Here is an 11,921-nt window from a genome sequence, read left to right as displayed (position 1 = left end):
AATAAAATAGAGGTGTTTAACTCATGGATTTAGTAGAAATTAAGCAAGAACTTGACAAAACAGCTAAGCGATTAGCGGACTTTAGGGGGTCTCTTTGACCTCGATACAAAACAAGCTCGTATCGATGAATTAGATGAGACTATGGCTGATCCAAATTTTTGGAATGACCAGCAGGCAGCTCAGACTGTTATTAATGAAGCCAATGGTTTGAAAGATGCAGTAAATCAATTTAACCACTTGGATGAAACATATGAAAATTTACAAGTGTCTTATGAACTTGTAAAAGAAGAATACGATGAAGATTTAGCAGAAGAACTAGTTAGTGAATTAAAAGAGCTTATATCAGGCATGAATGACTTTGAATTACAGCTGCTTTTAAGCGAGCCGTACGATAAAAATAATGCCATTTTAGAACTGCACCCAGGTGCTGGTGGAACAGAATCACAGGATTGGGGTTCAATGTTACTACGTATGTATACGCGCTGGGCGGAGAAAAAAGGTTTCAAAGTAGAAACGCTTGATTACTTACCTGGAGATGAAGCTGGTATTAAAAGTGTAACGCTTTTAATTAAAGGTCATAATGCGTATGGGTATTTAAAAGCTGAAAAAGGCGTTCATCGTCTCGTTCGTATTTCTCCGTTTGATTCATCAGGCCGTCGTCATACGTCATTCGTATCGTGCGACATAATGCCGGAATTTAATGATGAAATTTCAATTGATATTCGTACGGAAGATTTGAAGGTTGATACGTATCGTGCAAGCGGTGCCGGAGGTCAGCATATCAATACAACAGATTCAGCTGTTCGTATTACTCACCTCCCAACTAATGTAGTCGTATCTTGTCAGACGGAACGTTCACAAATTAAAAACCGTGAGCAAGCAATGAAGATGTTAAAATCTAAGTTGTATCAATTAGAAATTGAAAAGCAGCAAGAACAGCTAGCTGAAATTCGCGGAGAACAAAAAGATATTGGGTGGGGAAGTCAAATTCGTTCGTACGTATTCCATCCGTATTCATTAGTAAAAGATCACCGCACAAATACGGAAGTCGGAAACACGCAAAGCGTAATGGATGGAGATCTAGATCCGTTTATCGATGCGTATTTACGTTCTCATATTTAATCAAAAGGCAGCATACCTAGGTATGCTGCCTTTTTTTAGTTGTTGGGAATTTGTAAAATTTGGATGAAGAAAAACGAGCGTAAAGAACTATTGTTAAAAAGAAAATTAAGAAAATGCAGAAATTTAAAGGTTGCTGTCGTCAGTTCGCTTATTTTGTCAATGAAATAAAATGGTTAAAAATACCTGTTTTACGGTAAGTGCTTCTTTACAATCCTTTATACCCCTTTTACAAACAGGATTTATAATTTGAGTTAAATCATGAGGAAGGGGCATGTGCCGTGGAAAATAAATCGTTAAACGAATTAATAGAGCAAGTGAAACAGAATAGCTTTTCTTCGAATAAAGGGTTTGATAGACGGCGTTTTTTACAAGGAGCTGGAAAAGTAGCAGGAGTATCACTTGGCTTAACAATTACTCAGTCTATTGGTTTAAATACAGTAGAAGTTTCAGCTGCAGCGCCTAAATTTTCAAGTTATCCGTTCACTCTAGGCGTCGCATCAGGAGATCCTTTAGCAAATAGCATTGTTCTTTGGACAAGATTAGCACCAGACCCGTTGAATGGTGGGGGAATGCCTAATCAACCTATTCCAGTAAAATGGGAGCTTAGTGAAGATGAAGACTTTCATCGAATTGTCAAACGAGGAACAGAAGTGGCTAGACCTGAACTTGCTCATTCGGTTCACGTTGATGTAAAAGGATTGAAGCCGAGTCATATTTATTATTATCGATTTAAAAGCGGCCATGAGTTAAGCCCGGTTGGAAAAACAAAAACACTTCCTTCAGCAAATGCAGAAGTAGCCAGCATGACGTTTGCATTCGCTTCGTGTCAGCAATATGAACATGGGTACTTTACAGCCTATGAGCATATGGTTAAAGAACAATTAGATTTTGTCGTTCATTTGGGTGATTACATCTATGAATATGGACCAAACGAGTACGTGGCTGCAAGCGGAAACGTTCGTACTCACAGCAGCGCAGAAATTCAAACGCTGCAAGACTATCGAAACAGGCATGCTCAGTACAGGTCAGATGCCAATTTGAAGTCTGCTCATGCTGCTTTTCCATGGATTGTGACGTGGGATGATCATGAAGTAGAAAACAATTATGCAAATGTAATTCCTGAAAAAGGCCAATCAGTAGAAGCATTTATCCAACGCCGCGCTGCAGCTTATCAAGCTTATTACGAACACATGCCTTTGCGTCAAACATCCTTGCCTCACGGAACAGATATGAGATTGTATCGTGATTTTTCATATGGCAAACTAGCTTCTTTTCAAGTGTTGGATACGCGTCAGTACAGAGATGATCAAGCAAACGGAGACGGAACAAAGCCGCAAACTCCAGAATCTCTTGATCCCAAACGTACGCTATTGGGAAATGAACAAGAAAAATGGCTGTTTACTAATCTTGAGAAGTCAGCGTGTCACTGGAACGTACTGGCTCAACAAATTTTCTTTGCACCAAGAAAATTTGGAACGGCTGCTAAGCCTACATACAGCATGGATGCATGGGATGGATATACGGCGAATCGTCAGCGCGTCATTGATTTTATTGAACAGAAAAAGTTAGACAACGTCATTGTACTAACTGGAGATGTACACGCTAACTGGGCTTCTAACTTATACGCGGATTTTGCTAACCTTAATTCAAGAATTATTGGTGCAGAGTTCATCGGCACCTCCATCACTTCCGGAGGGAACGGAGCAGATAAACGAGCTGATACGGATAAAATTTTAAGTCAAAATCCACACCTCACATTTTTTAATGATTACAGAGGATATGTAAGGTGTACGGTAACTCCTGATATATGGCAAGCCGATTATCGCGTTGTGCCTTTTGTGACAGAGCCTGGTGCAGAAATTTCAACTCGAGCTTCCTTTCAATATAAAAAAGATGGAAAAGGTATGACGGAAGTTGAAGTAAATAACGTACCGCGTGGACTAAAGATTTCTAAGGAAGTAGAGGAAGATCGTATGCGGGCACACGGGAAAGCACATGAAAAACAAGAGTTGAAAAAGAAAGAAAAAGTCCAGCAGTAAACTGAGTAAGGAAAAGGAGGTCAAGTATGTTTTCTAATATTGGAATCCCTGGTTTGGTTATTATTTTAGTCATTGCCTTAATAATTTTTGGACCGTCTAAGCTGCCGGAAGTTGGACGAGCGTTTGGACGAACATTAACTGAATTTAAAGGAGCAGCAAAAGGGCTCGTATCAGATGATGAAAGTGTTAAAGAAAAGCAGGCCGCAACCGTTTCTGAACAAAAAGGGAATGAATCCACATCGTAAGTAAGGAAATAGACGAGGAAACTCGTCTATTTCTACTTGTCAGAAAGGAGAGAAAGCCAATGGGAGAAATGAGCTTGATGGAGCACCTTGAAGAATTGCGTGTTCGTATTATTAAAACACTTTGTGCATTTGTAGTTTTACTTATTGTCAGTTTTGTATTTGTACAAGATATTTATCAGTGGCTAGTGAAAGATTTGGACGGCAAGCTTGCGGTACTTGGACCAAGTGAAATCGTATGGATTTATATGGTGATTGCATTTGTTTTTGCGCTGGCCTTTACACTTCCAATAGCTGCTTATCAAGTATTTCGGTTTGTTTCACCTGGGTTAAAAAAGGAAGAATATAAGGTTCTGATTACCTTCATTCCATTCTTCTTTCTTTTGTTTGTAAGCGGGCTGGGGTTCGGTTATTTTGTTTTATTTCCAATGGTTTTAGCATTTTTAACGGGCCTGTCGAATGATCAGTTTTCACTGATGTTTACGGCAGAGCATTATTTCCGTTTTATGCTTAATCTGTGTTTACCGTTTGGGTTTTTATTTGAAATGCCTTTAGTTGTTCTATTCTTAACGCGCTTAGGGGTTCTAAACCCTTTAAGATTAGCTAAAGCAAGGAAGCTCTCTTATTTTGCTTTAATTGTGATATCCGTACTTATTACTCCTCCTGATTTTATTTCGGATATTTTAGTAATTGTCCCGCTTCTGCTTTTATATGAGCTCAGTGTGACAATTTCACGCGTAGTATACAAAAAACGTTTAGGAAACGAATCAATTGCTTAATCGTATACATAAGTGTGATGAGAGAATTCATGAAATTGAAACAAAGTCCTTGTAAACAGAGTGTTTTAAACATTCTGGAGTAGGTTATAATAGAGTGAAAACTCTACAGCAAGGGGGAGAAGGCTTGAAAAAAGTATTACTGACGTTAACAATCGGTCTAGCGCTTGTTTTGTCCGCGTGCGGCGGAGGAAGCTCTAAAAATGAATCTGCTGGTGAATCTTCAGCGAGTGCAGAAGACATTGTGAAGAAAAACTGTACAGGCTGTCACGGATTAGATTTAGGAGGAGCGAATGGACCAAGCTTGCAGCATGTAGGCAGCAAGCACTCAGAAGCTGAAATTGAAAACATTATTAACAATGGTCAAGGCGGTATGCCAAAAGGACTAATTAATGAAGAAGATGCCAAAAAAGTTGCTGCTTGGCTGGCAAAGAAAAAATAAGACGGATATCCGTCTTATTTTTGTGTTAAAACTGCTTTAATTCTTGGTTTAAGACAATGGCCTGCTGTTGAGCTTTGACATCTTTCGCTATGTCTTCAGGTGCATTTGCTTCTCCAATAATGTACCCGCTAAAGGAAGAACCAATAAAATCGACAATGTATTGAAATTGCATAATAAGAGGAAGGGCCTTTACAGATGCGCCTGTGCCTCCTACTACTAATACATAAACGCGCTTGTTTTTCATTTGTTCTTTAAAATTAATGGTTGAATCTCGGAGGCTTTCAGACCAACGATCCACAAAGTTCTTCATCAATCCGCTCATACCGTACCAGTAGAGAGGTGTAACAAATAGAATAGTATCGTGTGCTGCCATTTTTTTCGCTATATTATAATAATCATCTTGTTGATTAGTAAATCCATGTTCATCGTGACGCATATCAGTAATAGGGTGAATGGTATGCTGACTGACGTAAGTAAACTTCTTCAGTATCGATCCCACTCAAGACTGCTTTAGCTAATTCTTCCGTATTTCCGTTTTCTCGTGAACTTCCATAAATGGTGATCATGCTATCTCTCCTCATCTTTTTTCTTATTTATCATACCTTGTTTGTACAAAAGTAGACATAAATGTGCTCTGACTAACGATATTCATAAGAAGCAAATAAACAGTAAAAAATAACAAAATTAAAAATAAGGATAAATTCTCATGCCTTACTAAAAATATCCTACTTATGTCATATTTGAAATAAAAATGTAATATTTTTGGGGCTTATTTTCACGAAGAGTGATGTTATAATGAGAAAGCGCGTGAGAAGAGTCGAATTTTTGGTTTTAATTGTAGAGTTTTGTCGTATTTTGACAAGTTTTACATAGTATTAAAATAACACACTTGATTAGGTGATTACTTATGATTGAAATGCAAAATGTATATAAAACGTATCCGAACGGTGTAAAAGCAATCAATGGCATTAGCATCAAGATTAATCAAGGTGAGTTTGCTTATATCGTAGGACCAAGTGGAGCAGGAAAATCCACTTTTATTAAAATGATGTATCGTGAAGAAAAGCCTTCTTCAGGAAATATCATTGTAAACGGTGCAAATGTAGCAAAAATAAAAGATAGCAGAGTTCCTATCTTTAGACGACATATTGGTGTAGTCTTTCAAGATTTCAAGCTGCTTCCAAAATTAACGGTCTATGAAAACATTGCTTTTGCACTAGAAGTAATTGAGCAAAGTCCCGAAGAAATTAAAAAGCGAGTGCTAGAGGTGCTAGAGCTTGTTAAGTTAAAGGGTAAAATGGATTCTTTCCCTGATGAACTATCTGGAGGAGAGCAGCAGCGAGTGTCTATTGCGCGTTCAATTGTGAATAGTCCTAAGGTTGTCATCGCCGACGAACCGACAGGGAATCTTGATCCGGAGACTTCGTGGGAAATCATGGATATCTTTGAGGAGATTAATAAACGCGGTACGACTATTTTAATGGCAACGCATAACCGTGAAATTGTAAATACAATTCGAAAGCGCGTAATTGCGATTGAAAATGGAAATGTTGTGCGCGATGAAGTAAGAGGTGAATACGGATATGAAGGCTAGGACATTCGGTCGCCACTTACGTGAAGGATCTAAAAGTTTAGGAAGAAACGGCTGGATGACATTCGCATCTGCAAGTGCTGTTACCGTGACGCTCTTGCTTGTAGGCGTATTTTTTATGTTGATGATGAATTTAAACCACATTGCTAAATTGATTGAAAATGATGTGGAAATTCGCGTTCATGTTGATGCTGCAGCGACAGCAGATGATCGAAAAGCAATGAAAGAAAAGCTAGATGCAATTAAGCAAGTTGATACGGTGACGTTTTCTTCTAAAGATAAAGAGTTAAAAGATTTAATTAATAGTATGGGCGATGAAGGACAAGCTTTTGAACCGTTTGAACAGCAAAACCCATTAAATGATGTATTTGTTGTTAAAACAAAAGAGCCAGCTGATGTCGCAAAAGTAGCTAAACAAATTGAGAAATATCCGTATGCAGCAAAAGTTCAATACGGACAAGATCAAGTTGAAAAGTTATTTAAAGTGCTGAAAGTAGCTCGTAATATCGGAGTAGTGCTGATTTTAGGGCTTCTATTTACAGCAATGTTCTTAATTTCAAATACAATTAAAATTACGATTGTAGCTCGCCGTGAAGAGATTGAAATTATGCGCTTAGTTGGAGCGACAAACTCCTTTATTCGCTGGCCGTTCTTTATTGAAGGTCTGTTTTTAGGAGTGCTTGGTTCTATTGTGCCAATTGCAGTTATTATCGGTGTGTACAGCGTTTTATATAATGAAGTTCAACCTAAGTTTGATGGATTCTTTGAACTTTTACCTGCCTTTCCATTCGTGCTTCAAGTGTCGCTGTTATTACTAGTGATCGGCGGTCTAATTGGGATGTGGGGAAGTACATTATCCATCCGTAAGTTCTTGCGAAAATAAGAATAGATTTTTAACCTAATAGATTATAACAACCTCACATTTGATGCTTATCAAATGTGAGGTTGTTGTGTAATTACACATAAAAATAGAAAAAAGTGCTAATGGGGGTCTTGCTAATGCCCGTTTATACGGGGAAATATGTGCAGATGGGGAGAAACAAATGACACGTAAGACATTAGTAATGACAGCAGCAGTTTTAGTTGGACTAAGTGCGGCTTGGATAGGTAATGAAAAAATTGCTTATGCAGAAGGTGCCAGCACTACTAAACTCAGTGATTTAGAGAAAAAAAGTGATGATGTGAACCAAAATATTAATCAAAATAAAGAGAAATTAAAAGAGGTTCAAGAAAAGCAAAAAAACGAAGAAGTTGAGATTGCGCGCTTGGATTCAGAAGTCGGACAAACGAATGCAGATATCCGCAGCTGTGAATCTGAAGGAGAAAAAGCAAAGCAAGACATCGAAAAGCTGAAAAGCGAGATTGACGTTGTAAAAAAACGAATTGAAAAACGAAATGAGCTATTAAAAAAACGTGCTCGTGCTTTACAAGAAAATGGCGGGTCTGTGGATTACATAGGTGTACTGCTAGGCTCTGAAAGCTTCGGAGACTTTATTAGCAGAGTGAGTGCGGTTTCGACAATTGTAGGGGCTGACCGCGATTTGTTAATGCAGCATGAAGCTGATAAAAAGGCAAAAGAAGAGAAAGAAACAAAAGTTCAAAACAAGCTAACGGAAGTAAATCAAGCGCTTGAAGAACTTAAAAATCTTCGTGCGCAGCTGCAAAAACAAGTGGATGAAAAGAATCAGCTCATGCAAACGCTCAAAGATCAGGAAAAAGAATTTAATGAAGAAGCCGTTGGATTAGAAGAGCAAGCTTCTATTTTAGCTGATCAAAAAAATGCAGCACAAGCTCAACAGCAAGAAATTGAAAAAGCCGGGGCAACAGAGGAGGCAACCCCTGTTACAAGCGGGTCGTTTATGAGGCCGGCAAAGGGCCCGTTAACATCTCATTTTGGGTATCGAGAAACGTTTGGAAGAGGACACTACGGTATTGATATTGGAAAGCGAGGAGAAAGTGTGCCAGTTGTAGCCGCAGCAAGCGGAAAGGTAATTAGAGCATATCATTCTTCTTCTTTTGGTAATGCCGTATTTATTCGTCACAATGTAGAAGGTCAGACGTGGGTTACAGTTTATGCTCATTTAGAGAGCTACAGCGTCTCAAGCGGTCAATCTATCAATAAAGGTCAACAATTAGGTTATATAGGGAACACAGGACGTTCGTTTGGTGCTCACCTGCATTTTGAATTGCATAAAGGCGATTGGAAAGGCAAAAGTTCCGCTGTAAACCCTGAAAGTTATATTAAATTTTAAGTTCCTAGCATACGTGGTACAAGCTCGACATATAGTTTAACAAAAAGGCATCGCACTTGATTTGTGTGGTGCCTTTTGCTACAAATAACACATGCATCCTTTTTATTACATAGTTTTGATTGTATCTATTATAATAAGAAGAGATGGCTTAAGGTTGAGGAGGATGAAAGAACTTGAATCGGAAAATCGTTGCACTATTAATGGCACTCTCCTTAGTTGTTGGAGCAGCAGGTACATATTTTGGCATTCAGTATGCAAATGCTGGAACGGTCAGTACCCCCCTTACAACTTCTTCAAATGATAGTAAAGTGGAAAAGGAAGAGCTAGACAAAATCAAGCAAGCTTATGAACTGATATCTTCAAAATATTACAAAGATGTAGATGACAAAAAATTATTAGATGGCGCAATCCAAGGAATGGTACAAACCTTAGGAGACCCTCACTCATCTTACATGGATAAGAAAACGGCACAGCAATTCACGCAGTCTCTTGATTCATCGTTTGAGGGAATTGGCGCTGAAGTAAGCATGGTAGATGGAAAAGTAACAATCGTAGCTCCGTTTAAACAATCTCCTGCGGAAAAAGCAGGATTAAAACCAAATGATCAGATTTTAAAGATCGATGGTAAAAGTATCGCGGGTCTGGAATTGAATGAAGCAGTATTAAAAATTCGCGGTAAAAAAGGCTCTACCGTGACATTAGATGTTCAACGACCAGGCGTGAAAGAAACGATGAAAGTAAAAGTTGTAAGAGATGAGATTCCAATTGAAACCGTCTATTCTTCTGTTAAAAATGTAAATAATAAAAAAATTGGCTACATGGAAATTACGTCATTCTCTGAATCAACGGGAGACGAATTTACGAAACAGTTGAAGAAACTTGAAAATAAAAATATTGATGGCTTAGTTCTAGACGTTCGGGGAAATCCTGGTGGCTATTTAACGAGCGTTGAAAAAATGCTTGATAAATTAGTAACGAATAAAAAGCCATATATCCAAATTGAAGATCGTAACGGTGAACGTCAAAAAGTGGTTTCTTCAATGAAAAAGAAAAAGGATTATCCAATTGTGGCCTTGATTGATGGAGGAAGTGCATCCGCTTCGGAAATTCTTGCCGGGGCATTAAAAGAAGCAGGAGGATACAAGCTAGTCGGTGAAAAATCCTATGGAAAAGGAACGGTTCAACAAGCTGTTCCAATGGAAGACGGCAGTAATTTAAAATTAACGTTTTATAAATGGCTAACGCCTGATGGAAACTGGATTAACGAAAAAGGTATAAAACCAACAGTAGAAGTCAAGCAGCCGGATTATTATTATGCAAATCCAATTCAAGTTGATAAAAAGCCATTAACACGTGATATGACAGGTGACCAAGTGAAGAATGCTCAAGTGATGCTAAAAGGCCTTGGCTTTGAACCTGGACGTACAGACGGATATTTTAGTAAAGAGACAGAAACAGCTGTAACTGCATTCCAAAAAGCCAATAAGCAAAAAGCTACAGGTGAAATCGATGAAGATACAGCAGCGCTTTTACAAACAAAACTTCTAGAAAAAATTAAATCAAAAGATGAAGATCGTCAGCTTCAAACGGCTTTAAAGCTAGCTAGTCAATAAGAAGTAGAAAAAGTTCCGTGCTTTTCCAAAGCGCGGAACTTTTTTAGTAAAAACAACATTGTCGGTTAGTGATGCATTTTGATAAAATAAAGAAGCCTATGATACATAACAATCAATCGTAAATGTTGTAATAAAAATGTGAAAAATACAGGTGGTGAAAAAATGGATTTTGCATTAGAGCTCTTAAAAGGTATCGGGCGTTTGTTTTTACATCCGTTAACTTATTTATTTCTGCTCGTCTCGTTTTTTGTAGGTCTTTCTCGCGTCAAGAGAGAGCGTCAGAATTTTCATGTTCGCGTGTTTGATTTTATTTTAGAAGCAAAATATTTATTTTTTCCAGGTATCATTATTGGGTTGATTTTATCCGTTGTTACCGTGTTGCTAGGTGTCTATGTATCTATAGGAATGATTGTACTTGTAGCTGTTTTAACTTTTATCATAAGCGGCCCTTGGACGTTTAAATGGCTTTCTCCTTCTTACACCGTAGGACTGGCTGTGCTTGCAACCTTGCTTATTCCGGCATCTGGTTTCGGTGAAGGATTTATTCAAACGTGGTCTGTGCAAGCTCATAACGCAGATTTACCTTCTCTGACTATTTTAATGTCTCTGCTTGTATTAGCAGAAGGATATTTAATTTGGAAATTTGGAGCAAAAGGTACGTCTCCAGCCATTGTGAAAAGTAAAAGAGGGCAGGAAATTGGAGCTCATTACTCTCAAAAATTATGGGTTGTCCCGCTTTTTGTCTTAATTCCAGGCAGCGCCATTACGTCTGTGTTTCCATGGTGGCCTGTGTTATCTATTGACGGAACATCATTTAGCCTGTTTTTTGTTCCTTTTGCTATCGGTTTTTATCAGCGAATTCAAAGTATGGTGCCGTTTAAATCTATTGAATTTACCGGTAAGCGTGTATTAGCATTAGGCGTGGGATTAACGATCATTACGATTGCTGCTATTTTTTATCCTCTTGCCGCTGTAGCTGTTGCTATTCTAGCGATCATAGGAAGAGAGTGGATTCGTTTGCAGCAGCGTCGAAGCGATGAAAAAGCGCCCGCACTGTTTACTAAGCGTACACAAGGTTTGGTTGTATTAGGAATCATCCCTCATTCTCCGGCAGAGAAAATGGGTTTGAAAGTAGGAGAAGTGATTATTAAGGTAAATGGAATCGCTGTATCTGAAGTCCATAAATTTTATGAAGCATTACAAGTTAATAACCGTGCTTTTTGTAAGCTAGAAGTTATTGACGAAAATGGAGAAGTTCGCTTTACTCAGCGAGCATTGTATGACAACGAACATCATGAACTAGGTATTTTGTTTGTACACAATTATACAAAACGTGATTCACAAGCTGGTTAAAAGACGGATAAAAAGGAGAAATGTTTGTGGAAGTCAAAACGATTGCCGCAGTTTTTCTACCCGCCATATTGCTTGTTCTGTTTGCTAGAGTAACATATAACTTATATGTTGCCACAGCGCTGACGCTTTTGTTGATAGCTGTTTCTGTATATAAAGGGTACGCAGATTATCCGCTTATTATTTTAATAGATTTACTTTCAGCAGCCATCGGTTTTATATATGCAAAAGGCATGCTAGCAGCTGGAAAGTAAAGATTGTTGCTTTGGTGATAAGTTAATCGCTTATTATTAAACTGTACACAAAAGCTCTCTACACAACGTGGAGAGCTTTTTTATGTAAAAAAATGAGTTAGAACTTATAACAATATTGTTTCGGTTCATTTAATGAACGAGTATAATCAAATTAATTAGACAAATATGTTTATTAATAAAAAAATTTAGACACTTATGTATAAATTTATTTAAATAAGTGTACAGAAATGTGAGAAGGGT

11 protein-coding genes and 1 pseudogene are annotated in these 11,921 nt (G+C 38.0%); 11 read left to right on the top strand and 1 reads right to left on the bottom strand.

The window, feature by feature from the left end; all coding sequences use genetic code 11:
- Positions 1–23: 23 nt before the first annotated feature.
- The 5 genes from prfB (at position 24) to cccB (ending at position 4,621) form a co-directional block, all read left to right on the top strand.
- Positions 24–1,122, top strand: a protein-coding gene (gene prfB, locus ACN6NE_RS10060) for a peptide chain release factor 2 (RefSeq protein ID WP_115655064.1) whose coding sequence is annotated in 2 segments (ribosomal slippage) — positions 24–86 and positions 88–1,122 — 1,098 coding nt in all. Because the reading frame shifts where the segments join, the coding sequence is not laid out codon by codon here.
- A gap of 278 nt (positions 1,123–1,400) precedes the next feature.
- Positions 1,401–3,161 carry an alkaline phosphatase D family protein gene (locus ACN6NE_RS10055; RefSeq protein WP_474325284.1) on the top strand — a complete coding sequence of 587 codons (1,761 nt, stop codon included), beginning with the start codon at positions 1,401–1,403 and terminating at the stop codon, positions 3,159–3,161.
- Positions 3,162–3,187: 26 nt separating this feature from the next.
- Positions 3,188–3,406, top strand: coding sequence for a twin-arginine translocase TatA/TatE family subunit (locus tag ACN6NE_RS10050; RefSeq protein ID WP_129705391.1), 219 nt, complete (start codon positions 3,188–3,190; stop codon positions 3,404–3,406).
- A gap of 59 nt (positions 3,407–3,465) precedes the next feature.
- Entirely contained in the window at positions 3,466–4,182 is a 717-nt protein-coding gene (gene tatC, locus ACN6NE_RS10045; protein ID WP_129705389.1) for a twin-arginine translocase subunit TatC, read from the top strand.
- Between the two features lie 124 nt (positions 4,183–4,306).
- Entirely contained in the window at positions 4,307–4,621 is a 315-nt protein-coding gene (cccB, locus tag ACN6NE_RS10040; protein ID WP_474325283.1) for a cytochrome c551, read from the top strand.
- A 25-nt stretch (positions 4,622–4,646) separates the two neighbouring features.
- On the opposite strand, the pseudogene ACN6NE_RS10035 reads toward cccB, so the two are convergent.
- Positions 4,647–5,187 (bottom strand): annotated as a pseudogene (locus ACN6NE_RS10035) (flavodoxin family protein).
- Between the two features lie 341 nt (positions 5,188–5,528).
- Between ACN6NE_RS10035 and ftsE the strand changes: the two are divergent.
- The 6 genes from ftsE to ACN6NE_RS10005 all read left to right on the top strand — a co-directional run bounded on the left by ftsE (position 5,529) and on the right by ACN6NE_RS10005 (position 11,681).
- Positions 5,529–6,215 carry a cell division ATP-binding protein FtsE gene (ftsE, locus tag ACN6NE_RS10030; RefSeq protein WP_013085414.1) on the top strand — a complete coding sequence of 229 codons (687 nt, stop codon included), beginning with the start codon at positions 5,529–5,531 and terminating at the stop codon, positions 6,213–6,215.
- The gene (gene ftsX, locus ACN6NE_RS10025; protein WP_129705385.1) at positions 6,205–7,095 is read left to right on the top strand and encodes a permease-like cell division protein FtsX; all 891 of its coding nucleotides are present in this window, start codon (positions 6,205–6,207) and stop codon (positions 7,093–7,095) included. The genes ftsE and ftsX overlap by 11 nt, the downstream gene beginning before the upstream one ends.
- 160 nt (positions 7,096–7,255) lie before the next feature.
- Positions 7,256–8,464, top strand: a complete 1,209-nt coding sequence (locus ACN6NE_RS10020; protein WP_129705383.1) for a murein hydrolase activator EnvC family protein — start codon at positions 7,256–7,258, stop codon at positions 8,462–8,464.
- A 173-nt stretch (positions 8,465–8,637) separates the two neighbouring features.
- Positions 8,638–10,077, top strand: coding sequence for a S41 family peptidase (locus ACN6NE_RS10015; RefSeq protein ID WP_057244829.1), 1,440 nt, complete (start codon positions 8,638–8,640; stop codon positions 10,075–10,077).
- A 162-nt stretch (positions 10,078–10,239) separates the two neighbouring features.
- Positions 10,240–11,430 (top strand): PDZ domain-containing protein, encoded by a 1,191-nt coding sequence (locus ACN6NE_RS10010; protein WP_129705381.1) that lies wholly within the window; start codon positions 10,240–10,242, stop codon positions 11,428–11,430.
- A gap of 26 nt (positions 11,431–11,456) precedes the next feature.
- Positions 11,457–11,681, top strand: a complete 225-nt coding sequence (locus ACN6NE_RS10005; protein ID WP_028412034.1) for a DUF2198 family protein — start codon at positions 11,457–11,459, stop codon at positions 11,679–11,681.
- The last annotated feature ends 240 nt before the right edge of the window (positions 11,682–11,921 follow it).

This window comes from Priestia sp. 53B2 (assembly GCF_056099005.1).
This window is presented reverse-complemented; position numbering and strand designations above follow the sequence as displayed.